At 68.0% G+C, this 21,464-nt stretch carries 23 protein-coding genes; 4 read left to right on the forward strand and 19 right to left on the reverse strand.

The features are described from left to right. Window positions 1–2: 2 nt before the first annotated feature. From A5481_RS28620 to A5481_RS28635, 4 genes are read right to left on the reverse strand one after another with little or no spacing between them, the layout of a single operon-like run. On the reverse strand, window positions 3–995 hold the full coding sequence (locus A5481_RS28620) for a DUF6925 family protein (RefSeq protein WP_048435191.1): 993 nt from the start codon (window positions 993–995) through the stop codon (window positions 3–5). Next, a complete protein-coding gene (locus A5481_RS28625) occupies window positions 967–1,788 on the reverse strand; it encodes an ABC transporter ATP-binding protein (RefSeq protein WP_048435192.1) in 822 nt (273 codons plus the stop codon). Before A5481_RS28625 ends, A5481_RS28620 begins: the two co-directional genes overlap by 29 nt. Next, window positions 1,785–2,813 carry a FecCD family ABC transporter permease gene (locus tag A5481_RS28630; RefSeq protein WP_048435193.1) on the reverse strand — a complete coding sequence of 343 codons (1,029 nt, stop codon included), beginning with the start codon at window positions 2,811–2,813 and terminating at the stop codon, window positions 1,785–1,787. The genes A5481_RS28625 and A5481_RS28630 overlap by 4 nt, the downstream gene beginning before the upstream one ends. After that, window positions 2,810–3,592, reverse strand: coding sequence for an ABC transporter substrate-binding protein (locus tag A5481_RS28635; RefSeq protein ID WP_245238964.1), 783 nt, complete (start codon window positions 3,590–3,592; stop codon window positions 2,810–2,812). The genes A5481_RS28630 and A5481_RS28635 overlap by 4 nt, the downstream gene beginning before the upstream one ends. 262 nt (window positions 3,593–3,854) lie before the next feature. Here A5481_RS28635 and A5481_RS28640 point away from each other — a divergent pair, with 262 nt between their 5' ends. Continuing rightward, window positions 3,855–5,027 carry a site-specific integrase gene (locus A5481_RS28640; RefSeq protein ID WP_048435194.1) on the forward strand — a complete coding sequence of 391 codons (1,173 nt, stop codon included), beginning with the start codon at window positions 3,855–3,857 and terminating at the stop codon, window positions 5,025–5,027. Window positions 5,028–5,400: 373 nt separating this feature from the next. Here A5481_RS28640 and A5481_RS28645 read toward each other — a convergent pair whose 3' ends face one another. From A5481_RS28645 to A5481_RS28715, 15 genes are all read right to left on the reverse strand, one after another. Then, window positions 5,401–6,321 carry an NAD-dependent epimerase/dehydratase family protein gene (locus A5481_RS28645; protein WP_048435195.1) on the reverse strand — a complete coding sequence of 307 codons (921 nt, stop codon included), beginning with the start codon at window positions 6,319–6,321 and terminating at the stop codon, window positions 5,401–5,403. 30 nt (window positions 6,322–6,351) lie between these two features. Further along, on the reverse strand, window positions 6,352–7,221 hold the full coding sequence (locus tag A5481_RS28650; RefSeq protein ID WP_048435196.1) for an amidohydrolase family protein: 870 nt from the start codon (window positions 7,219–7,221) through the stop codon (window positions 6,352–6,354). Window positions 7,222–7,294: 73 nt separating this feature from the next. Then, entirely contained in the window at window positions 7,295–8,089 is a 795-nt protein-coding gene (locus A5481_RS28655; protein WP_048435197.1) for an enoyl-CoA hydratase/isomerase family protein, read from the reverse strand. Window positions 8,090–8,241: 152 nt separating this feature from the next. After that, on the reverse strand, window positions 8,242–9,405 hold the full coding sequence (locus A5481_RS28660) for an acyl-CoA dehydrogenase family protein (protein WP_048435216.1): 1,164 nt from the start codon (window positions 9,403–9,405) through the stop codon (window positions 8,242–8,244). 151 nt (window positions 9,406–9,556) lie between these two features. Further along, window positions 9,557–10,336, reverse strand: coding sequence for a citryl-CoA lyase (locus A5481_RS28665; protein ID WP_048435198.1), 780 nt, complete (start codon window positions 10,334–10,336; stop codon window positions 9,557–9,559). A gap of 42 nt (window positions 10,337–10,378) precedes the next feature. Next, the gene (locus tag A5481_RS28670) at window positions 10,379–11,284 is read right to left on the reverse strand and encodes an MBL fold metallo-hydrolase (protein WP_048435199.1); all 906 of its coding nucleotides are present in this window, start codon (window positions 11,282–11,284) and stop codon (window positions 10,379–10,381) included. A gap of 32 nt (window positions 11,285–11,316) precedes the next feature. Next, window positions 11,317–11,934 (reverse strand): glutathione S-transferase family protein, encoded by a 618-nt coding sequence (locus A5481_RS28675; RefSeq protein WP_048435200.1) that lies wholly within the window; start codon window positions 11,932–11,934, stop codon window positions 11,317–11,319. Between the two features lie 35 nt (window positions 11,935–11,969). Further along, complete coding sequence (locus tag A5481_RS28680) at window positions 11,970–12,761, reverse strand: alpha/beta fold hydrolase (RefSeq protein WP_048435217.1); 792 nt, start codon at window positions 12,759–12,761, stop codon at window positions 11,970–11,972. Window positions 12,762–12,883: 122 nt separating this feature from the next. Beyond that, complete coding sequence (locus tag A5481_RS28685) at window positions 12,884–13,525, reverse strand: ABC transporter ATP-binding protein (protein ID WP_210179223.1); 642 nt, start codon at window positions 13,523–13,525, stop codon at window positions 12,884–12,886. A gap of 131 nt (window positions 13,526–13,656) precedes the next feature. Further along, window positions 13,657–14,406, reverse strand: a complete 750-nt coding sequence (locus tag A5481_RS28690) for an ABC transporter ATP-binding protein (protein ID WP_048435201.1) — start codon at window positions 14,404–14,406, stop codon at window positions 13,657–13,659. Next, complete coding sequence (locus tag A5481_RS28695) at window positions 14,406–15,284, reverse strand: branched-chain amino acid ABC transporter permease (RefSeq protein ID WP_048435202.1); 879 nt, start codon at window positions 15,282–15,284, stop codon at window positions 14,406–14,408. The genes A5481_RS28690 and A5481_RS28695 overlap by 1 nt, the downstream gene beginning before the upstream one ends. After that, on the reverse strand, window positions 15,281–16,150 hold the full coding sequence (locus A5481_RS28700; protein WP_048435203.1) for a branched-chain amino acid ABC transporter permease: 870 nt from the start codon (window positions 16,148–16,150) through the stop codon (window positions 15,281–15,283). The genes A5481_RS28695 and A5481_RS28700 overlap by 4 nt, the downstream gene beginning before the upstream one ends. Before the next feature lie 86 nt (window positions 16,151–16,236). Beyond that, entirely contained in the window at window positions 16,237–17,349 is a 1,113-nt protein-coding gene (locus A5481_RS28705; protein WP_197514257.1) for an ABC transporter substrate-binding protein, read from the reverse strand. A gap of 135 nt (window positions 17,350–17,484) precedes the next feature. After that, complete coding sequence (locus A5481_RS28710) at window positions 17,485–18,147, reverse strand: 3-oxoacid CoA-transferase subunit B (RefSeq protein WP_048435205.1); 663 nt, start codon at window positions 18,145–18,147, stop codon at window positions 17,485–17,487. Window positions 18,148–18,160: 13 nt separating this feature from the next. Continuing rightward, on the reverse strand, window positions 18,161–18,838 hold the full coding sequence (locus A5481_RS28715; protein ID WP_197514260.1) for a 3-oxoacid CoA-transferase subunit A: 678 nt from the start codon (window positions 18,836–18,838) through the stop codon (window positions 18,161–18,163). A gap of 278 nt (window positions 18,839–19,116) precedes the next feature. Between A5481_RS28715 and A5481_RS32980 the strand changes: the two genes are divergently transcribed. The 3 genes from A5481_RS32980 to A5481_RS32985 all read left to right on the forward strand — a co-directional run bounded on the left by A5481_RS32980 (window position 19,117) and on the right by A5481_RS32985 (window position 21,457). Beyond that, window positions 19,117–19,920, forward strand: a complete 804-nt coding sequence (locus tag A5481_RS32980; protein WP_082173237.1) for an IclR family transcriptional regulator domain-containing protein — start codon at window positions 19,117–19,119, stop codon at window positions 19,918–19,920. Between the two features lie 260 nt (window positions 19,921–20,180). Further along, window positions 20,181–20,594, forward strand: coding sequence for a pirin family protein (locus A5481_RS28720; RefSeq protein WP_245238966.1), 414 nt, complete (start codon window positions 20,181–20,183; stop codon window positions 20,592–20,594). Between the two features lie 57 nt (window positions 20,595–20,651). Then, a protein-coding gene (locus A5481_RS32985) for an IS5 family transposase (RefSeq protein ID WP_156312224.1) occupies window positions 20,652–21,457 on the forward strand; the annotation gives its coding sequence in 2 pieces (ribosomal slippage) (window positions 20,652–20,994 and window positions 20,994–21,457; 807 coding nt in all). The last annotated feature ends 7 nt before the right edge of the window (window positions 21,458–21,464 follow it).

Below are 21,464 nucleotides of genomic sequence, written 5' to 3' on the forward strand. Positions count from 1 at the left end.
GGTCAGGCGTGGATGTCGGCGGCCTCGTCCTCATCGTCGCCGGGGCCGGCCTCGACGGTCTCGCCGCGCAGGTAGCGGCTCTGCGCCTCCGCCACCCGCCGGGCTCCTTGCGCGTGCCGGCTCGATACCGCGCCGCCGTGATCCTCGGCCCCGTGCTTGACGGCGACCAGCGCCGGATCGCCCCAGAGCTGCAGCAGCACCTGGAACGCCGCCAGGCGCTCGGGATCGAAGGCGATGCGCTGCCCCTGCATGTCCTTGTAGGGATGGGCCGGGTGCAGGGCGGCGCAGGGCACGAGGCCGGCCGGGATCGGGGTCGTTGCGGCGTGAGTGCGTCCGCTCCGCAGGAGCTTCGGCAGGACGTGGGTGTGCGGTCCCTCCGGGCTGGTGCCGCCGGAGGGCGGGATCGGGGCGTAGACCTCGATGCGACCGAAGCGCGCGAGAAAGACCCGGTGGGGGCTCATGGCGACGAGGCGCGGCCCGATCGGGTTTCCGGGCGCGAACAGGGGCCGCCCGGCCCCCGCCCGCAGGCAGGCGACGACCTCGGGATCGCAGCTCCGTACACAGGCGTCGATGGCGAAGAGATCGAGGCCGAGATCGAACAGCACCCCGTCGCGGTCCTCGGGCCGGGCCGCCTCGTGATCGGGGCCGAGTTCCGTCACCACGCCGCGCCGGTTCATGGCACAGGCACCCTCGGGCAGGCAGAGCGCCACCGCGTGGTTCCAGCCGGAGGCGACCGCCGTCTCGTAGGCGACCGGGCGCAGGTCGGGGTCGGGCCGCAACGCGATGGCCCCGCGGGCCGTCGCCATCCCGAGGCGATCGTCGGGCAGTGCGGAGACGGGCTCGTTGGGATCACGCATGAACTCGGCGATCGCCCCGAAGCTGCCGAGACTCCAGGCCGTGCCCGGATCGCGCAAGGAGTCCCGCAGCAGCGCCTCGACGGCGTCGCGGTCAGGAGCAGTCTTATGCTCAGGAGCGGTCTTGGCCGGCTGGGTCATGGTCGTCCTCCCGGAGGCGCCCCGAGCGATGCCAGGGCAGGATGTAGGATGTGCCGTCGGCGTCGGTGCCGCGCAGGACCGTGATGCCGAAGGCGGCCCGCAGCAGCGGATCGGTCAGGGCAAGGGCGGGCCTCGCGTCGGCGACGATCCGGCCCTCGCTCAGCACCACGAGCCGGTCGCAGAAGCGGGCGGCCAGGGTGAGGTCGTGCAGGACAGCGACAACGCCGGTGCCAGCGCGGCTGATCCCGCGCAGGAGACTCATCGCGTCGAGCTGGTGGGCCGGGTCGAGGGCGGTGATCGGCTCGTCGGCGAGGAGGATCTCGGCCTCTACCGCGAGCGCGCGGGCGAGCAGCACCCGCATCCGCTCGCCCGAAGACAGGCTCGGCTCCGTCCGCTCGCGCAGGTGGGTGACGTCGGCGCGCGCCATCGCCCGGGCGACCGCGGCGTGATCGGCCTCGCTCGGGCCTGCGAAGGCGCGCCGGTGCGGCAGGCGCCCGAGGGCGACGACCTCGGAAACGCGCATCGGCCAGCCGATCCCGGCCGATTGAACCAGAACAGCGAGGCGGCGTGCCCGCTCATCCCGGGAGATCGCGGACAGAGGCCGGCCGTCGAGGAGGACGTGGCCGGCTGATGGCGGCACGAGTCCGGCAAGCGCCCGCATGAGCGTGGTCTTGCCCGCCCCGTTCGGGCCGACGAGGCCGACGAACTCGCCGGCCTCCACCGACAGCGAGACCCCGTCGAGGATGGAACGGTCCTGAAGCCGGACCCTAAGCTCTTCGGCGGACAGCCTCATCGACCTCGCCCCTGCCGGAACAGCAGCGCGATCAAGAACGGCGCCCCGACCAAAGCCGTGACGACGCCGAGCTTCAGCTCGGGCCGCGTCGGCAGCAGGCGCACGACGAGGTCGGCGCCGAGCACCAAGACCGCGCCGAGGAGCCCGCTCGGCCACAGGCTGGCTCCGGGACGGGCTCCGACCAGCGGCCGCACGAGGTGGGGAACGACGAGGCCGACGAAGCCGATTGCTCCGCTCACCGCGACGCCGCTGCCCACCGCCAAAGCCGCCCCGGTGACGATGCGGATGCGAACCGAGACGAGGTCGAAGCCAAGGCTCGCGGCCGTGTCCTCGCCGAGCGCCAGGGCATCGAGGGCGCGGGCGGTCGAGAGCATCAGGATCCAGCCCAGGATCATCAGCGGCAGGCAGAGCCAGACGTGATCCATGCTGCGGTCGGCGAGCGAGCCCATCAGCCAGAACACGATCTCCAGGGCGGCGTAGGGATTGGGCGCGAGGTTGAGGGCGAGCGCCGTCAGCGCGCCGGCAAGGCTCGACAGACCGACACCGGCGAGGATCAGCCCGAGTGTGCCGGTGCCGCGGGCGGCGAGCAGGTTGACGCCGAGCGCCGCGAGGGCCGCGCCGGCGATGCCGCCGAGCGGCAGGGCGAGCGTCAGGCTGCCGGCGAGCCCGCCGTAGAACACCACCACCGCCCCGAGCGCGGCGGCCGACGAGATGCCGAGGATGCCCGGGTCGGCGAGCGGATTGCGCAGGTAGCCCTGCATCACCGCCCCGGTCAGACCGAGGCTGAAGCCGACGAGCGCACCGAGGAGCGCACGGGGCAGGCGCAACTCCATCAGGACCAGGGCCGGGAGGGTGGAGCGGCCAGCGAGCCAGTCGCCGAGGGCTGCCGGGAGATCGAGAGCGGCGTAGCCGACCGCGACAGAGGCGACGATCAGGATCGCCGTCAGGAGGACCAACCCCGCGACGAGGCGTCGGCTGCTGGCCTGCGGCGTCGTTCGTGTCACGAAGGACATCGGAGCGTTCATGGGGTCTTCATCGGGGTGCGCGCTCTCGCTGCGGCCGCGAGCCGGACGACGACCTCGGCGACCTGCGGACCGGGACAGGTCCAGAGGCGGTTGGGGATCGGAACCGTGCGCCCCTGCGCGCGCAGCCTCTCAAGGATTGGGTGGTGCAGTAGGGCGTCGGCGAGGGACGGCGTGCCCGTCTCACCGGCGTCGACGACGACGAGGTCGGCATCGGCCAGGGCAGCGGCCTCGAGCGGCACCGAGCCGGTGCGGTCGCGGCCGATCTCGGCGGCGACGTTGACGAGGCCGGCGGCTCGGATGATCGCGTCGCCGAGGCTGCCGGGCGAGACCGTGAAGGCGTTCGGGCGCAGGACCAGGACGCGCAGACGGCGGGAGGCCGGCACGACGCGCGCGAGGGTGGCGTCGAGCTCCGCCACCATCGCTTCCCCGCGTTCCGGATGGCCGACGGCCGCTGCGACCTGGCGGATCTGGGCGCGCACGCCGTCGAAATTGGCCGGTACGCCGAGTTCGAGCGGCGGGAAGCCGATCCGCTTGAGGAGCCCGACCGTGGTGCGGGTAGTGAAGGCTCCGGCGATGACGAGGTCGGGCTTCAAGGCCACGATCTCCTCCGCGAGACCCCGTGTGACCGGCACGCCGGCGGCTTGCGCCGCCACGGTCGAGCCGCGCGGATCGCCGGCGAGGTAGGTCACCGCCGCGACCTGCCCGCGATCGGCCAGCCTCAGCACGAGCTCGTCCGCGCACAGGTTCAACGAGACGATCCGCGACGGCCAGCCCGGCACGGCAGGGTTCTCCCGTGCCGGTGCCGGACTGGCAGCCAAGGAGGTAGCTATACCACCCATGACCCCGAGAAGGCGCAACGCCCGCATTCGCGCCCGTCTCTAGAACGAGGTCACGCGCACGCCGCCATAGACGGCGAGGCCCGCGCCGAGGAAGCCGGTCGGGTTCTGATAGCGCTGGTCGTGTACTCTTATCGATGATGATGGACGCAGGTTCGAAAATCGGCTTGAACGCGATCCAAATGCCCTCGGAAGCCTGCCTGCGATGTCGGATCTCTCCCCTGCCCTCCCCCCGGATCCGACCCTTGCCCGGGAGCGTGACCTTGACGCCCTCGCCGGACTTCTGCCCTTCGACGCTCGCGAGCGACTGGCTGTCCTCCTCACCGACGAGGACGCTGCCACCCTCAAGCACCTTGCCCGCTCCGGCATGGGCGCCAACACGCTGCGGGCGCTCGCCTCCGACCTCAGCTACCTCGAGGCCTGGTGCCTGGCTGCAACCAGTCATCCCCTGCCCTGGCCTGCCACCGAGGCCCTGGCGCTGAAGTTCGTCGCCCATCACCTCTGGGATCCGGCCGAGCGCGAGAGCGATCCCCGTCATGGCATGCCCGGCGCGGTCGAGGATGATCTGAGGGCCCGCGGCCTACTGCGAGTCGCCGGACCGCACGCGGTCTCGACCGTGCGTCGGCGTCTCGCCCACTGGTCGACCCTGCACCGCTTCCGCGGGGTCGAAGGTCCCTTCAAGGCTCCGCGCCTGCGCACCGCCCTATCGTTGGCCGTGCGGGCGAACCGGCGGCCTCGCGCTCGTAAGAGTCAGCGGGCGGTCACCGCCGCGGTGATCGAGAAATTGCTCACCACCTGCCTGTACGAGCATCGGCTGGTCGACATGCGCGATCGTGCGCTGCTGCTGGTCGCCTTCGCGTCCGGCGGGCGCCGGCGGGCTGAGGTCGCGGGCTTACGGGTCGAGGACCTGATGCACGACGCTCCCGTGCCGCGCGATCCGGCCGATCCGGACAGCCCTACCGTGCCGAAGCTCACGATCCGGCTCGGGCGCACGAAGACTACGACGGCGGAGGACGATGCCCGGGTGGTGGTGATCGGGCGTGTCGCCACCGCTCTGCTCGACTGGCTGGCGCTCGCAAAGATCGAGAGCGGAGCGGTGTTTCGGCGCATCGACCGTTGGGGTCGGCTCGGATCGGTGGGGCTTGATCCGCAGAGCGTGAACGCGATCCTCAAAGCACGATGCGCCCGGGTAGGCCTCGACCCGGCACTGTTCTCAGCCCATGGGCTGCGCTCAGGGTTCATGACCGAGGCTGGACGGCAGGGTGTCCCGTTGCCCGAGGCGATGCAGCTGTCGCAGCACCGCTCGGTGCAGCAGGCAGCGCGCTACTACAACGAGGCCGAGATCGACAAAGGCAAGGCCGTCCGACTGATCGGATGAGGCGAAGAGCAGCACAGGTGAGGTGAAAAACAGCTGGAGAGTTTCACCGCGGATCGAGGCATTCTGATCGGCGGGCGCATGATCACCGCCGACCTGCCTGAGGTTCGCGGATCACCCCGAGCTGTCACGGCGTCGCGGGGTTCAGGATCGAACCTCGCGATCCGACGACCACGCTCCCACACTTCGGCACTCGATGGACCAGCAACCGCGCAGGCACCAACCGCAACTCCGTCATCGCTTCGCACGTCAAGAGCACGCGCTACGAAAATCCAGTCATCTTCGGGATTATATAGGTCGAGCAGGTCGAGGTGTTTTATTATAAGTATTTGATCCGCATTGGCGCGGCTTTGTTCTCGCATCAACTAAGTATTGATTAATTGGACGCATCTCTCTCAAAAGCTGAGATCAACTTATCAAGATCGTCAATTTCGGGACGCCAACCCCAATCGTGCCGCGCCTGGGAGTCGCTGAATTTGCTGTACGTCGCGCGCGGCCCGTTCTCTCGTTCATACTTGACAGTGAATTCGGGGAAACGACGGACTAGAGCGGCCTCCATCTCCAGCGCTGAAGTTAGGTTTTGAATCCCAGCTAAATTGTAGACCACCCGCGGGACACGCTCGGCAGATGCGTTCATGATTTCCAAGGTCCCGCGGACTGCGTCCGACACGTGGAGGAAGGCTCCGAGATCGGATGGGGAGGCCTGCGCAACGTGAGCGCGGCCTTGGATGGCGTCCTCGATCATCAATGGGGCCCAATGTCCCGCCGTACGCACCCCTGGCGCCATCATTGTGGGGTAGCGCAGAGCCCGAAAATCCAGCCCGAACTTCGCTCTGTACCAGCGGCCGACACCCTCTCCGTAAAGCTTGCCGGAGCCGTAGAACAGTGTCGGGCGCTGGACGGTGAAATCGTCTACGACGTCGCCGGTGTCGAGGCCGTAAGTACCGCGACTGCTGGCGAAGAAGACCTGCTTGATGCCGAGGATACGGGACGCTTCGAGGACGTTCATCGTTCCCTGCACGTTGATCTGATGCGACTCCCAGTGATTGCTTTCGGATACGACACTGAGCATCGCGCCAAGATGGAAGATGCGCTCCACGCGGTGGGTCTTAATGACGTCGAGCACCTCGCTCATGTTGGCGACGCTGCCGCGCCGGAACGTCACGTGATCAGGTCGGTCGATCGTGCGATGCAGGTCGAAAATATCGACCGCGACCACGGTCTCGCCCTGGGCCGCGAGCGCATCGACGAGTCGCCGCCCGATATGGCCGCCGGCACCTGTGATGAGGATCGTCATTGTCAGGTCTCGTATCGCGTTGGGACGTGTTTACGGGAAGCCGTAGAGCTGACCGGGGTTGTCGACGAGCACGCGGTGCCGCTCGGCGGGATCGGGGATCATGTCGCCGAGGAGGTCGACCAGGAGACCGTCATCCGGGATTGGGCCGTCGAGCTTGGTGTGCGGCCAGTCCGTGCCCCACACAGCGCGGTCGCCCGCCTGCGCCATGAGGGACTGCACGAAAGGGATCGTATCAGTGTAGGGGGGCCCTGCACGCGTGGCGCGGTCGCAGCCGCTGATCTTCACCCAGACGTTCTTGTCCTCGAGGAGCCGCCGCAGGGCGATGAAGCCCGGCTGGTACAGCCCGGGCGAGGCATCGGGATCGGCCATGTGGTCGATCACGACGGGCACGGCCGAACGATGGATCGCGGCGGCGCAATCCGGGATCTGCTCGCCGTTGATATGAAGCTGGAGATGCCAGCCGAACCGCGCGAGGCGGTCCCCGAACCGCACGATGTCGTCGATGGTCTCCGTCCCCGGCATCGTGTGCGTCAGGTGGAAGCGCGCTCCCCGGAAGCCGTGAGCGTTGAGCCTGGCTAACTCGGCGTCGGCGACGTCTAGCGGCACGAGGGCAATACCGCGGTGATTGTCGGGATCGGCTTGGATCGTCTCGATGGCGGCGGCGTGATCGTAGCCGTGATTGAGGGTCTGGACGATCACCGCACGATCGAGGCCGAGATGACGCTGAAGCGCCAGGAAGACGTCCTTGGGCGCATCCGCCGGGGCGGCGTCTCGCGGGACCGCATAGGGAAAGGTCGCGGCAGGGCCGAAGATGTGACAATGGGCATTGCAGGACAACGGCGGAAGCGTGAGCCGGGGCGAGCGCGGCGTCATGCTGAAGGTGGGGCGGGCGCTGCTCATGAGGTGGTCCCTCGTCCATCGGTCCCTGAGGACCTATGTTCCGGCCTCGCTGGGGTGCGGCACGATCTGAATGTCAGCGCCCGACGAAGACGGGCCTGCGCTTCTCGTTGAAGGCCCGGACGCCCTCGCGACGGTCCTCCGTGGGAACCATGCGGTTATAGGCCTCCACCTCGAACAGCATGCCGTCGGCGAGGCTCAGGCCCAGCCCGTGGTGCATCGCGCGCTTGGCTTGGCGGATCGCGATCGGCGCATTCGCGGCGATGGCCGAAGCGGTCTCGATCGCGTCGGACACTAGGGCGGCAGGATCGCAGAGGCGGTTCACCATTCCCCAGGCGGCGGCATCCTCGGCCGCGAAGGGGCGTCCCGTCAGCAGGAGTTCCTTGGCGCGGCGCTCGCCGAGGGCGCGCGGCAAGGTCTGCGTCCCGCCCGCCCCCGGCATGATGCCGAGCGTCACTTCCGGAAGGGCGAAGCGCACGCCCCGTGCGGCATAGATGAAGTCGCAGGCGAGCGCGATCTCGCAGCCGCCGCCGTAGGCCGAACCGTTCACGGCTGCAATGAGCGGCATTGGGCAATCGATGAGCGCCTTCACCATGCGCTCGAAGATCAGGTGCTGCGCCTGCCAGGCCGCATCGGTGAGGCCGTTCCGTTCCTTGAGGTCGCCGCCCGCGCAGAAGGCTTTCTGTCCGGCGCCCGTGAGGACGACCGCACGGCAGAATTCCGGGCTTGCGGCCATTTCAGTGAAGAGGTCGAGCAGATCGAGGCCCATTCGGGTGTTTAGAGCATTTGCCGCGGCCGGCCGGTTGAGCGTGACGAGGAGAACGTTATCGGCGGGTCGGTCCAAGGTGATTGTCTCGTAGCGTTCCGACATTGCGCCCTCCCTCTGCGCCGCGGCGGGCGTGGTCTCGTGATCGGATGCGGCCCCGGAGCATGATGCGGAGCAAAAAAGCGGCTTCCCGCACTCCTCATGTGTCGGTGCAGTGCGAGAGCCTGTTGCTGTCCGCGTGAGCGTGCATCGTACTTTTAGTAGCTGCGCGGCAGACCGAGTACGTGCTCGGACAGGTAGGCCAGGATGAGGTTCGTCGAGATCGGGGCGACTTGGTACAGGCGTGTCTCACGGAACTTGCGCTCGACGTCGTATTCCTCGGCAAAGCCGAAGCCGCCATGGGTCTGGATGCAGGCTTCGGCGGCCGCCCAGGATGCCTCGGCGGCCAGGAGTTTGGCCATGTTGGCCTGCTCGCCGGGCGTCCTTCCGGCCTCGAACAGGCGGCAGCCTTCCCGCACCATTAGCTCGGCCGCCCGCATCTGCGCATAGGCGCGCGCGATCGGGAACTGTACGCCCTGGTTCTGGCCGATCGGCCGCCCGAAGACGGTGCGCTCCTTGGCGTAGGCGACAGACCGCTTCGTGAACCATTTGGCGTCGCCAATGCACTCGGCGGCGATCAGCAACCGCTCGGCATTCATCCCGTCGAGAATGTAGCGGAAGCCCTGGCCCTCCTGACCAAGCAGGTTCTCGGCCGGCACCTTCAGGCCGTCGAAGAACACCTCACAGGAATTGTGGTTCATCATCGAGCGGATCGGCCGAATGGAGAGGCCATTGCCGAGCGCGTCGCGCATCTCGATGATAAAGGTCGACAGGCCAGCGGTCTTTTTGGCGGCCTGATCCTTTGGCGTGGTTCGGGCCAGGAGCAGCATCAGGTCTGAGTGCTCGGCTCGGCTTGTCCAAATCTTCTGGCCATTGACCACGTAATGTCCGCCCTCCCGGCGCGCCGTGGTGCGCAGAGCCGTCGTGTCGGTGCCGCTCGTCGGCTCGGTGACGCCGAAGGCCTGGAGCCGCAACTCGCCCGACGCAATCTTCGGCAGGTAGCGGCGCTTCTGCTCCTCCGAGCCGTGCCGGAGGATCGTCCCCATGATGTACATCTGGGCGTGGCAGGCGGCGCCGTTGCAGCCCTCTTCCTGCACGGTCTCGAGGATTGCGGCGGCGGCGGAGAGGCCGAGGCCCGATCCGCCGTATTCCTCCGGAATGAGAACCGATAGGTAGCCGGCCTCGGTCAGCGCCTGAACGAACTCGGTCGGGTACCCGCGCACCGTGTCCAGCTTGCGCCAGTACTCGCCAAGAAAGCGCGCGCAGAGCTTGCGCACCTCTTCCCGGATCTCCGCGAGACTGTCGTCAGGTTCGTCTACGATGTCGTTCACGTTCGCCTCTAGGAGCCGTTGTTTCTCGAAAGCACGTTGTTTTTTCGCAAACAGCAACGTGCTCTGTGCCTTTGTCAGCGCACGATGCTTCCGGAGAGCCGGTTTCCCCTTCTCCTCATCATGCTCCGATGACGGACGGCGCTCAGGCCGGGCGCATGTGGCTGCTGGCCTCGTCCTCGATCCGCTGCCAAATCTCGATCGCCATGGGGTTCTCGGCTTCCTCGAGGATGTGGCCGACGAGGCCGATGGCGCGCGCCATCACGCCGAAGCCGCGCACGATCCTCCATGGGAAGCCGAATTCGCAGCAGAGCGCCCCGAGTGCGCCGGTCGCGTTCAGGGTCAGCGGCTTGCCCGAGGCGCGCTCCGCTTCAGCGTGGATGCGTTGGATGAGGTCGACGTAGCGCCCGGCCATGCCGTTCTCCGCCGCAATTGCGAAGAGCCGCGGCGTGCGCGGGTCGACCGGCTTGTGGATCGGGTGCCCGAAGCCCGGCAGGATCCGCTTCTCGGCCCGGTACCGGGCGACAGTCTCGCGGGCCACGGCATCGAGGTCCGCATCGGCCTCCTCGGGCATGATCTCGTAGAGCAAGCGGGCGGCGCCCTCCATGCTGCCGACGAAGACCGTTCCCAAGCCGCACAGACCGGCCGCGACGGCGGCCTGAAGTGACTCCGGCGCCCCCGCATAGGTCATCCGGGCCGCGATCGCCGAGGGCGTAATGCCGTGCTCCACCAACGTGATGACGACAGCGTTGAACACCGCCGATTGCTGGGGCGTCGGCATCCGGCCAGTGAGCTGCAGGAACGCCATGTCCCCGAGGTTGATGTGGCCCAGGATTTCGTCCGGCAGGCTCTTGCCGCGGACGGTGATCCGGTCGGACGTGCTCCAGGCGATATCTGAGCGGATCGGTTTCGGGGTTCTGGCCACGCGGCGCTCCTCTGCTCGTCATTCAATCGTCGTCGCCGCCGCTCAGCGCGGCAGCACCAACGCGGGCCAGTCCGCGCCCTCGAACCGGTAGCCGTCGCCCTCACGGCGGACGTAGCCGCAGTAGGGGGCGCCGAAATGCATTGGCATGATCAGTGCGTTACGTTCGCTGGCTCGGGCTAAGAGCGCCGCGCGGCTCTCGCGCGCCTTGTCGGGGAAGATGCAGTAGCGGGTGTTCAGCTCCGGCCGGGCAATCTGGAGCGGGCTGTGGAACACGTCGGCGCTGAACAGGCCCTCCTCGCCATTCGAGCGCAGGCGATAGCTCAGCATGCCGGGGCTGTGACCCGGCACCGGCTCGACCGCGAGGCAGCCCGCAACCTCCCGCGTGTCGTCGCCGATGAAGTCGACTAGGCCCGCCTCGACGAGGGGCAGTAGGCTGTCGCGGAAGGCATTGTCGATGATCGGATCCGGGCCCTTGGCTAGAGCTGTCTGGAAATGGTCGAAATCGGTCTTCGGCACCAGGTAGCGCGCGTTCGGGAAGGTCGGTACCCAGCGCTCGTCAACGTTGACCGTGTTCCAGCCGATATGGTCGCTGTGCAGGTGGGTGTGGACGACGTGGGTGACCTGGCCGGGGGCCGCGCCGGCGGCCTCGAGCCAGGGCAGGACGAGGCCGTTCAGATTGTTCATCCGCGCCGCGCCCCGCGGCTTCCCGTTGCCGACGCCGGTGTCGATCACGATGACGTTGCCGCCCGCATGCACGACCCAGAGCTGGATCGTGACGATCAGGCGGTTCATGTGCGGCACGTAGTGGTTGGGCGCGAGCCAGCGCGCCTCGGCGTCGAGCTCCGCCTGAGGCAGGTCGGGGAACAGGAAGGCCGGGTCGTGCGTCGGCCCGGAATATTCGAGGACGCGGGTGACGCGGGCATCGCCGATGGTGCGAGACTGAATCATGGGGTTCTCCATGGCGGGGTGACGGCGTGTCTTCAGGAGTCGTCGCGGACGGGGCAGGCACGGACAGCGGGGCGCGCATCAAAGCCCACATGCCAGGCCGCCAGCTTCGGGCGCCGATCGCGCCACCCGTCGCCCGCGAAGCGGAAGTCGACGTAGCCGAGGGCCGTACCGATCGCGACATGGCCGATGTCGTACGGGCGGGACGTCAGCAGCGCGACGTCGCTCTCGAGCCGGTCGAGCGCCGCCGCCGTCTTGCGCTCGTTCGATGCGACGATCTCGGGCGAGCACCGGTCCTCGGGCCGCAGGCGCTCGATCAGCCGCATCATCAGCACGTCCAGGAGCCCGTCGCCGAGGGCCTGGTTGCGCAGCGCAGTCAGGCGCTCACGGCCGCCCTGCGGAAACAGCCTGGGTCCGTCGTGCAGCGTGTCGAGGTGCTCGCAGATCACCCGGCTGTCGTAGATCGCCGTCCCGTCGTCGAGGACGAGCGTCGGCAGCTTGTTCAGCGGGTTGTCGTCCCAGAGGTCCTCGGCCGGCGCGAAGGGCGAGACGGTGGTGCGGACGCAGTCGAGGCGGCTCCCGAGACCCATCTCGTGGGCGGCGATCAGCACCTTGCGGACATAGGGCGAGCGTGGCGACCAGTGCAGCTTCATGTCGGTTCACCTTTAGTGTTCGAGCCGGGCGTCACTCAGCCGCCGGTCGCGGCCAGGAAGCCGTTGAGCGAAGCGGCCACCCGCTCGGGAGTCTGGGTCGCCATGAAATGCCCCGTCTCAATGGCCTCGAAGCGGGAGCCGGCTACGGTGCGCGACAGGGGCTCGATGAGTGCGGGCGGGCGCAACGGGTCCTGCGTGCCGGCGAGGAAGAGCGTCGGCAGACGCAGGGCGGCGATCTCGGCGGCCATGTCGAGCCCTGACAGCATGCGGTAGATCGCGGCGTAGCTGCCCGGATCGTTCGCGAGCCAGCGCGCCCGGAAACGCCGATAGCGCGCGGCATCGCTCCGCAGGCTCTGCGGATAGGACCGGGCGAGCTCGTCGTCGGCCACGCCGATCATGCCCTCCCGCTCGACCCGGTCGGCATGGGCGTGGATGGCGGGCCGCCGCTCCTCCGGGATCCCGGTGGCGGGACCGAGAGCGGCCACGGCTCTGACTCGCCCAGGGTGACGCCCCGCGACGTGCAGCGCGATGGCGCCGCCGACTGCGCCACCTGCGACCGTGACCCAATCATTCCGGCCGAGCGCGTCGAGCAGAGCGACGACGTCGTCGGCCATCGCGTCGAGGCTCGCTGTGCCGCGCAGCTTCGTCGACAGGCCCGCCCCGCGGGTGTCGTAGCGCAGGACAGCCCGGGAGCCCTGCAGGAGTGGCAGGACGAGGTCCCAACCCTCGAGCGTGCCGCCCATCTCGTGGATGAGGACCAGCGTGCCCGCTCCGGATCCCGTCAGCTCGTAGCGCAGGCCGACGCCGTCGGTCTCGATCCAGTTCATCGTCATCCCTCCTGTCGATCGGACGGCCGCAGGGCTGCTCTCGTCGCTGCAGCGTGGCGTTCCGGTGGAGCGGCAGAGCGCCCGCACCTGCCCGGCACGCCCCGGCGCAAGATGTCCTTGCGTCAGAACAGCTCCATGAGCCTGGCATGGTCCGCGAAATCGGCCGGCACGCCGCGCTCGATCACCTGACCCGATTTCATCACCACGACGCTGTCGGAGATCGCAAAGGCCTCGCCGACATTCTGCTCGACCAGCAGGATCGTCATGCCGCGCTGCTGCTGCAGCGCGCGGATCGGGGCCATGAGGTCCTGGAACAGCTTCGGTGCGAGCCCGATCGAGGGCTCGTCGAGCAGCAGGATAGAGGGGCGCGAGAGCAGCGCCCGCCCGATCGAGACCATCTGCTGCTGGCCGCCGGAGAGCTGGCCCGCGCGCTTGGTCCAGAATTCCTTGATGCGCGGGAGGATGACTAGTACCTCCTCGGTCCGGGCCGCCGCCTCGCCGCCCTTGAGGCCGGCGGACCACAGGGCGAGCCGGAAGTTCTCCTTGACGGTGAGACCCGGGAAGACGCCGCGTCCCTCCGGAACGTAGGCGATGCCGGCAGCCGCCATGGCGCTTGGATGCGGTACCAGCTCCGTCCCGCGCAGGCGGATCGTTCCGCCCGTCGACGGATGCAGTCCGAAGAGCAGCTTCAGCAGCGTCGACTTGCCAGCGCCGTTATGCCCGATCAGGCACAGCACCTCGCTCTCCGGGACGGAGATGCTCAAGTCCGACAGGACCGGGCGGCCGCCATAGCCTGCCGACAGTCCCGCCACCGCGATCGCCGGCACGAGGCTAGCGGGCGACGGAGCGGGGCCGGACGCTCGAACCCGGCCGAGGGCTTTATCGACCGAAGGTTTCATCGGCGCGGCTCCCCGAAATAGATGGCGATCAGCTCGGGATCCCGCAGGATCGCGGCCGGCTCGCCCTCGGCCAGCTTGCGACCCCGGTCGAGAAAGGCGATCCGGTCGGCGAGTTCGGTGACGATGTCGAGATTGTGCTCAATCAGGCAGACCGTCACGCCGGCCGCGACGGCCTCCTTGAGCAGCGCGACGAAGCGGGCGCGCGAGACCGGATCGAGGCCGGAGGCCGGCTCGTCCAGCAGCCAGATCCGCGCCTCCGTCACCAGAATACGGGCGAGCGAGAGGAACTTGGTCTCGGCATAAGACAGGTCGACGGCCCGCGCCCCTGCCAGAGCCGAAAGTCCGGTGCGTTCCAGCGCCGCCTCGGTCTTGTGGAGCCTGGCCCTCGCGGCGCGGCGGCCGCCGGGCTGCCAGAGCCAGGCGGTCGGCTCGAGCGCCGACAGGACGTTGTCTCGCACCGACATCCGGCCGAACAGCCGTAGATCCTGGAAGCTGCGCGCGATCCCGAGCCGCGCGATCGTATGCGGCCGCTCCCCCCGGATTGGGCGGCCGGCGAGTTGCACCTCCCCCGCATCCGGGCTGATGTGCCCGCAGATCAGGTTGAACAGAGTGGTCTTGCCCGCGCCGTTCGGGCCGACGAGGGCCGTGACCACGCCCTCGACCAGGTCCATGTCGACGGACTGGATGGCCTTGACCCCGCCGAACTCTTTGGAGAGCCCGCGGACCGACAACAGCGACCCGGGCATCAGCGGCGTCCCGTCGACGGCGCGGCGAGACCGGCCGGGCGGAAGATCATGAGGAGCGTCATTGCCAGCCCGTAGACGAGTTGTTGCACGGTTCCGATCTCGGTGGCCGGAATGAACGGGATGAATGACAGGGCGGCGGGCAGCAGCAGCAGTAGCAGCGTTCCGACGAGCGGCCCCAGCAAGGTCCCGGCGCCGCCGATGATCACCATCGCCATGAGCAGCACGGACTGCTCGAGCGTGAAGCTCTCGACGTTGATGAAGGCGAGCTGGAACGCGAAGAGCGTTCCGGCCACGCCGGCGAGACTGCAGCCAATCGCGACCGCGATCGTCTTGAGAGCCGGGACGTTCTTGCCGAGGGCCTCTGCCGCGCTCTCGCTGTCGCGGATGGCCATCAGGCCGCGGCCGAAGCCACCGCGCATGAGGATGGCGATCCAGACAAGGGAGAGGGCGAGAGCGCCAACGCACACGGCCAGGAAGTGCCACGGCGAGGAGACATCGATCCCGAGCAGGCTCGCGGGCGGGATGCCCACGAGACCGCCATGACCGCCAGTCAGGCTGTGCGCCTCGCTGAAGACCGTGACCACCAGCATCTGCAGCCCGAGGCTCGCGGCGACGAAGTACTCGCCGCGAACCCGAAGCGCCGGCAGGGCAAGGCAGAGCGACAACAGCCCCGAGAGGAGTCCCCCCGCCAGGGAGGCGAGCAGAACGTCCGGCACGAGGTTGAGCGCGACCTGGGCCCCCGCATAGGCGCCGACGCCGAAGAACACGGCGTGGGCCACGCTGAAGATGCCGGCATAGCCGATCAGCACGTTGAGGCTCGCGGCCAGGATCCCGAAGATCGTGGCGAGCGTCGCCAAGTTGAGGAGGTAGGCCGTCATCGTCTCACCGCCTGCCCGAAGAGCCCACTCGGGCGGAAGAGAATGAATGCGAACAGCACCAGGAAGCCGGCAGCCTCGCTCCACTGGGTGTCCAGAACCGCGATGATGAGGTTCTCGGTGATGCCGAGCAGCAGGCCGGCCAGGGCCGCCCCGCGCAGACTGCCGATCCCGCCGACCACAGCCGCCGCGAGGCTGATCAGCACCACGTGGGCGCCGGCGGCTGGTTCGATGCCGCTCGTCGCCGCCGTCAGGATCGCGCCCGGGACGGTCATGGCCGAGCCGATGCCGAAAGCGAGGGCAGACAGACGGCGGGAGGAGAGGCCGAAGGCGCGCAGCAGCTCCGGGTTCTCCGAGAGGCCGCGCAGGGCGACGCCGGCATCCGTCCGGTCCAGGAACATCGTCACGAGCGCGAATAGGGCGACGGAGACCCCGATCGCGACCCAGAAGACTGGGGCGATGTAGAGCCCAGATAGGATCTCGCTGGCGCGGGTGAGCGGCGTCGACACCGAGACCGAACCGCGGCCGACGCAGAACTGGATCAGGTTCTGCACCACGAGGCTCGCCCCGAAGGCGGCGACGAAGACCGTGAAGAACGCTCCCTCGTGCCGCTGGATCGGCCGGTAGACGAAGGCATCCATGAACAGACCGAAGCCGATCGCCACGACGAGGGCGAGCAGGCACGAGACCGGCCAAGGCAGGCCCGCCTGCGCGCCGAGGACGAACGCATAGCCGGCCAGCACGAAGGTCGCTCCATGCGCCACGTGGAACACCCGGGTGGCGCCGAAGATCAGCGCGAACCCGGCCGCCGTCAGGCCGTAGAGGACACCGGTCTGGATGCCGGAGGCAAGGAGTTGCAGGATCAACATCGCTTCAGGCGACCTCCGCGGTCATGGAGCGGCGCGCTCATCATGGTGTTCACCTGTCGGATCCGGTGGGCCATCACAGGAGAGGGTCAGCCGATCTTCTCGCTCCGGCCGCCGTGCACCCGGCTGATCTGGATGGCGCTCGACGCGCTGGCGTGCTCGTCGAACGTCACCTCGCCGCCGGCGAGCTGGAACGTCCGGACCCGCATCAGCTCGGCCAGCAGGGTCTCGCCCGTCACCGGCGTCCCGGCCCGTTCCAGGCCCTGCGCTAGCATCGCGAACAGCATCAATCCATTGTAGTAGTTGAGGGCGTAGGTGACCGGCTCGGCCTTGTACTTGGTGCGCCAGCCCTCCACGAAGCGCTTGATCTTCGGTTCGTTCGAGGCCCAGTCGGCGGCTTGGCCGGTGAAGATCATGCCCTCGCTCTCCGGCTGTGCGACGATCGACGGCAGGTTGCCGACGGAGTAGGTCACGAATTGCTGCGTGATGCCGTTATCGCGCAGCTGCTTGGCCATCTGCGAGAGCTGCGTGCCGATCGGAGTCGCGAAATAGATGGCGTCCGGTTTGACGTCGCGCACGCGCGCGGCGATGGCTCCGAATTGCTGCTGCGTCGGCGGCACGCTGAAGGCGCCGACTAGAGTGCCGCCCTGCTTCGGCAGTCCGGCCGCGAACTCCTGGTTGATGCTCTGCCCGAGAGGATCATCGACGTAGATGAGGGCGACGCGTTTCAGCCCCTCCTTCGCGAGCCAGGGCAAGATGACCGTGACCTCCTTGTTGGCGAGCGGAATGATGTTCACGAAGTAGGGCGAGAGGGTCGCGAGGTCGGGGCCGACCCCGCCACCATTGATCATGACGACCTTGTTGCGGCCCCCGATGGGCGCCGCCGCTTTCGATACGCCGGTGAAGCCGAGGAGGACGTAGGACGCCTTGTCCACGGTCGCGAGGCGCGTCATGCCGACTGCGCCGCCCTGCGGCGTCGCCTGGCTGTCCTGGCTGCGGAGCTCGATCGGGCTCATCAGCATCCGGTCGGCGGTGATGTGATCGAGGGCGAGCTGGACCGCGTTGGTGTAGAGCGTCCCGAACTCGGCGTTGCTGCCGGACATCGGAAACAGGGTGCCGACGACGTGGCTCTGCGTCTGGGCGAAGGCGCGCCAGGCGGCAAGCGTCGCGGCGCCCGATGCGAGGAAAGTACGGCGCTTCATCATGAGCATTTCCCCTTGTTTTTTATGTCGATCGGCTCCGCCCAGCCTCGTCCGCCGGGACGGTCGCCGGTCCGGCGACGCGGAAGACGCTTCACCTAGTCCCGGGCGGGATCGCGTGGTGCGATCCCGCCCGCATCACGATGCGGGCGAAAGCGTCGCCTCGGTCAGTTCCTGAAGGTCGTCCAGGGTCAGGCCCGGCACCATGTCGAGGACGCGGAAGCCCTCCGGCGTGACGTCGAGGACCGCGAGGTTGGTGTAGACCCGCGCCACGGCGCCGATGGCGGTGAGCGGGTAGGAGCAGGCGCGCACGAGGCGCGGGCGGCCCTCCTTCGTGGTGTGCTCCATGGCGACCCAGAGCCGCCGGGCGCCGACGGCGAGATCCATTGCGCCGCCGACCGCCGGCGCCATGTCGTTCTCCGAGGTGGCCCAGTTCGCGATGTCGCCGGTCTCGGCCACCTCGTAGGCGCCGAGCACACACAGATCGAGATGGCCGCCGCGGATCACCCCGAAGCTGTCGGCGTGATGGATGTAGGAGCCGCCCGCGCGCAGGGTGACATATTGCTTGCCGGCATTGATCAGCCACGGGTCGACATGCGCCGCGTCGGGCGCCGGTCCAATGCCGAGGATGCCGTTCTCGGCGTGAAAGATGACCTCGCGCTCGACCGGGACGTGGTCGGCGACGAGTGTCGGCACGCCGATGCCGAGATTGACGTACCAGCCTTCCGGGATGTCGCGCGCAATGCGCGCCGCCATCTCGGTGCGGCTCAACGGGGTCCAGCTTGCGGTAGGTCGGGACATCGCACGCTCGCTGTCAGAGAACCGGGTCGCCGTGGGGCAGATGCACCACGCGGTCGACGAAGATGCCGGGCGTCACGACCGTCTCTGGATCGAGCTCGCCGAGCTTTGCGATGTGCTGGGTTTGAACAATGGTCAGGCGGCCCGCCATTGCGACCACCGGGTTGAAGTTGCGCCCTGCCGCCCGGTACCGAAGATTGCCCCAGCGATCCGCCTGCCAAGCCTCGACCAGCGCGACGTCGCCGGGCAGGGCATATTCGAGTACGTGGGTGCGGCCGCCGATCTCGCGGGTTTCCTTGCCCTCGGCGAGGCGCGTTCCGACGCCGGTGGGCGTGAAGAAGGCCGGCACGCCTGCTCCGGCCGCGCGCATGCGCTCGGCGAGCGTGCCCTGAGGAACGAGTTCTAGCTCTAACCGACCTGCCCGGTAGAGGCTCTCGAAAATTGTAGAGCCAGCGATGCGAGGAAAGCTGCAGATCAGCTTACGCACACGCCCGGCCTCGAGGAGCCGCGCCAGGCCAACCCGGCCGTAGCCGGCATTGTTGGCGACGACCGTTAGGTCCTTCGCACCGGTCTCAATCAATCCCTCGATCAGGTGGGTGGCTTGGCCGACGGCCCCGAACCCGCCAAGCAAGATGGTCGATCCATCCTCGATGCCGTGCAGCGCGTCGACGACTGAGGCGACGAACTTATTGATCATGTCGGCACGCCACCGGCTCGATGCACGCGAGGGCGCTCGCGCTCCTCGTAGTGCCACAGACGGGTGGGCACGATGCCCTATGGAATGCATCGACTCGCAATGCTGCTGCCCTCCCCAGGATCGACCGCCGTCGCGGAATGTCCGCTGTACGGACAATTGTTCGTATGATAGAACGCCAGTGGCAGGATGAAGTCAATCCTGGTGCAGATTGAAAGCGCACGACCATGTCACGAGGAACGCGAAGCGAAGGACGGGAGGGAGGCTCCGGCGCAGGGATGCCGCCCCTCGTGTCCGGTGAGGAAGGGCGGCGTGAGCCGGATTTCGTGGAGGCGCTGGCGCGAGGGCTGAAAGTGCTCGCGAGCTTCAGCCCCGAGCACGGGGGACCGCGCCGCGGACGGATGATCCTCTCGGAAGTGGCGGCGCGCACTGGGTTGAGCCGGGGGACGGCGCGGCGCCTGCTCCTGACGCTACGGTCGTTGAGCTACATTGATACAGATGGACGCTTTTTCTGGCTCACACCGAAGGTGCTGCAGTTCAGTAATGCCTACTTAAACCCGTTGGGCCTCGGCGATGCGGCCAAGGCAATCATCCGTGACGTGACCAACACGTTGAACGAGTCGTCCTCAGTCGGCGTTCTCGACGGACCGGACGTCGTCTATGTCGCCCGCTTCGAGGTTCGCAGGCTGTACTCGTCCGGGATCGATGTCGGCACGCGGCTGCCGGCCCATTGCAGCTCCCTCGGACGCGTACTGCTGGCATCTCTGCCGCATGAGCAGCTTCAGCACTGGCTTTCCCAGCATGAACTAAAGAAGCTTACGCCGAAAACTATTACAGATCTTTCGCGCTTTCACGAGGAAATTGCAAGGGTAAGAGGCCAGAAATACGCAGTCATTGATGAAGAACTCGAGATCGGGATCCGGTCGGTTGCCGTACCAATCGTAGGGCAATCCGGCCGCACTATCGCATCCCTCAATGCAAGCGCGTCGACGGCACGTATCAGCATCGATACGATAGCCAATGTTTTTGTGCCACGATTGCACGCCGCAGCCGGAGATCTTTCCGTCGTCATGGATTGGTAGTCGATGACCGCGAGAGCAGCTGCGTCTTTCATCGATCGACCCTGGAGCAGGCCTCAGCAAAACTCGCATATGCAACACGTGAACTCGGTGCAGATTTCGGCAACACTGGATCGTGTGGCTTGACGTGTGGAGCTGAGGCTCGTCCACAACGGTGCGCGGCATGACGGACTACACGTGCGAAGGAGATGCTCATCGTTGCCCGGGGGAGCGGACTTTCAGGTGTGGGGCGTCGTCACTGGGCTCCCCCGTACGTTTTAGCCATGGAACTGCAGATCTTCCTGCGGCCGCGGGTGCCCGACCTCGAACCGAAGGTCCAGTTCCACGACTTCGGAGACGCCATCAGCTGCGGCGCGTGGCGCCTCCTCGCGGCACCCGAGGGTGCACCGCTGGAGGTCCGCGCACAGGCGTGGGTCGCTGACGCGCATGTTCCGGCCGGAGCCGCCTTGTCCCTGCCTCCGCTCCCGGCAACCGGGGCGGTTCGCCTGCTCCACGTCTTCGGCGGCGAAGTAGCGGTCGGCGACTTGGCGCTGCGGGGGGGCGAGACGGCCTACCTGTCGGAGGATGGCGGAAGCACGGAGGCCCGATCCGATTCCGACCTTGTGCTGTTTGCGACGGAACCGGGCGCACCGGTCTTCCGGGGCGGCATGTTCAGCGGAAACGTTCTTGCTCGATGAGAGGCTAAGAGCGCCTAACAGAACGGCACGATCGGTTCGGTTGGGCGTTGGGGTGGTATGGCTCGCCCGCTTCTCCCCGACGATCTCTGGGCTGCGATCGCCCCCCTTCTGCCGCCGCACCCGCCTCGCCCCAAGGGTGGGCGTCCCCGGGTGGACGATCGGGCTGCCCTGACGGGCATCCTGTTCGTGCTGCGCTCGGGCATCCCCTGGGAGATGCTGCCGGCCGAGATGAAGTGCGGCTGCGGCATGAGCTGCTGGCGCCGGCTGCGCGACTGGCAAGCTGCCGGCGTGTGGCGTCGCCTGCATCAGGTGCTGCTTGAACGTCTGCATGCGGCGGGCGAGATCGACTGGAGCCGGGCGAGCGTCGACAGCGCGAGCGTGCCGGCGAAAAAAGGGGGTCTGCCACCGGACCGAACCCGACGGATCGCGGTAAGGCGGGGACCAAGCGCCACCTCGTCACAGACGCGCGTGGCACGCCGCTCGGCCTCGTTCTGACCGGCGCCAACTGCCATGATAGCCCGCTGATGGCCCCGACGCTGGACGCTATCCCGCCTGTGCGCAGCGGGCGGCGGGGACGCCCGCGCCTGCGGCCCGACCAGCTGCACGCCGACAAGGCCTATGATGCCAGAGTGCGGCGGCAGGAGTGCCGGGCGCGTGGGATCACGCCGCGGATTGCCCGGCGCGGCATCGAGCGGAGCGACAAGCTCGGGCGGCATCGCTGGGTAGTCGAGCGCAGCCATGCCTGGTTCAACCGCGCCCGCCGTTTGCCCGTCCGCTACGAACGCCGCGCCGACATCTACGAGGCCTTCACATTCCTGCAGGCCAGCCTCATCACCCTCCGCCAGATCCAGCGGTTCTGTTAGGCGCTCT

The sequence above is a fragment of the Methylobacterium platani genome (assembly GCF_001653715.1).
GTDB lineage: Bacteria > Pseudomonadota > Alphaproteobacteria > Rhizobiales > Beijerinckiaceae > Methylobacterium > Methylobacterium platani.

What these genes read in the sequence shown, in the direction of transcription:
- A5481_RS28695 (WP_048435202.1), bottom strand. Translation starts at nt 15,284, where the DNA reads ATGACGGCCTACCTCCTCAACTTGGCGACGCTCGCCACGATCTTCGGG.
- A5481_RS28620 (WP_048435191.1), bottom strand. Translation starts at nt 995, where the DNA reads ATGACCCAGCCGGCCAAGACCGCTCCTGAGCATAAGACTGCTCCTGAC.
- A5481_RS28690 (WP_048435201.1), bottom strand. Translation starts at nt 14,406, where the DNA reads ATGCCCGGGTCGCTGTTGTCGGTCCGCGGGCTCTCCAAAGAGTTCGGC.
- A5481_RS28680 (WP_048435217.1), bottom strand. Translation starts at nt 12,761, where the DNA reads ATGAACTGGATCGAGACCGACGGCGTCGGCCTGCGCTACGAGCTGACG.
- A5481_RS28705 (WP_197514257.1), bottom strand. Translation starts at nt 17,349, where the DNA reads ATGAAGCGCCGTACTTTCCTCGCATCGGGCGCCGCGACGCTTGCCGCC.
- A5481_RS28720 (WP_245238966.1), top strand. Translation starts at nt 20,181, where the DNA reads ATGGAACTGCAGATCTTCCTGCGGCCGCGGGTGCCCGACCTCGAACCG.
- A5481_RS28650 (WP_048435196.1), bottom strand. Translation starts at nt 7,221, where the DNA reads ATGAGCAGCGCCCGCCCCACCTTCAGCATGACGCCGCGCTCGCCCCGG.
- A5481_RS28710 (WP_048435205.1), bottom strand. Translation starts at nt 18,147, where the DNA reads ATGTCCCGACCTACCGCAAGCTGGACCCCGTTGAGCCGCACCGAGATG.
- A5481_RS28630 (WP_048435193.1), bottom strand. Translation starts at nt 2,813, where the DNA reads ATGAACGCTCCGATGTCCTTCGTGACACGAACGACGCCGCAGGCCAGC.
- A5481_RS28640 (WP_048435194.1), top strand. Translation starts at nt 3,855, where the DNA reads ATGTCGGATCTCTCCCCTGCCCTCCCCCCGGATCCGACCCTTGCCCGG.
- A5481_RS32980 (WP_082173237.1), top strand. Translation starts at nt 19,117, where the DNA reads ATGCCGCCCCTCGTGTCCGGTGAGGAAGGGCGGCGTGAGCCGGATTTC.
- A5481_RS28700 (WP_048435203.1), bottom strand. Translation starts at nt 16,150, where the DNA reads ATGTTGATCCTGCAACTCCTTGCCTCCGGCATCCAGACCGGTGTCCTC.
- A5481_RS28670 (WP_048435199.1), bottom strand. Translation starts at nt 11,284, where the DNA reads ATGATTCAGTCTCGCACCATCGGCGATGCCCGCGTCACCCGCGTCCTC.
- A5481_RS28625 (WP_048435192.1), bottom strand. Translation starts at nt 1,788, where the DNA reads ATGAGGCTGTCCGCCGAAGAGCTTAGGGTCCGGCTTCAGGACCGTTCC.
- A5481_RS28655 (WP_048435197.1), bottom strand. Translation starts at nt 8,089, where the DNA reads ATGTCGGAACGCTACGAGACAATCACCTTGGACCGACCCGCCGATAAC.
- A5481_RS28645 (WP_048435195.1), bottom strand. Translation starts at nt 6,321, where the DNA reads ATGACGATCCTCATCACAGGTGCCGGCGGCCATATCGGGCGGCGACTC.
- A5481_RS28675 (WP_048435200.1), bottom strand. Translation starts at nt 11,934, where the DNA reads ATGAAGCTGCACTGGTCGCCACGCTCGCCCTATGTCCGCAAGGTGCTG.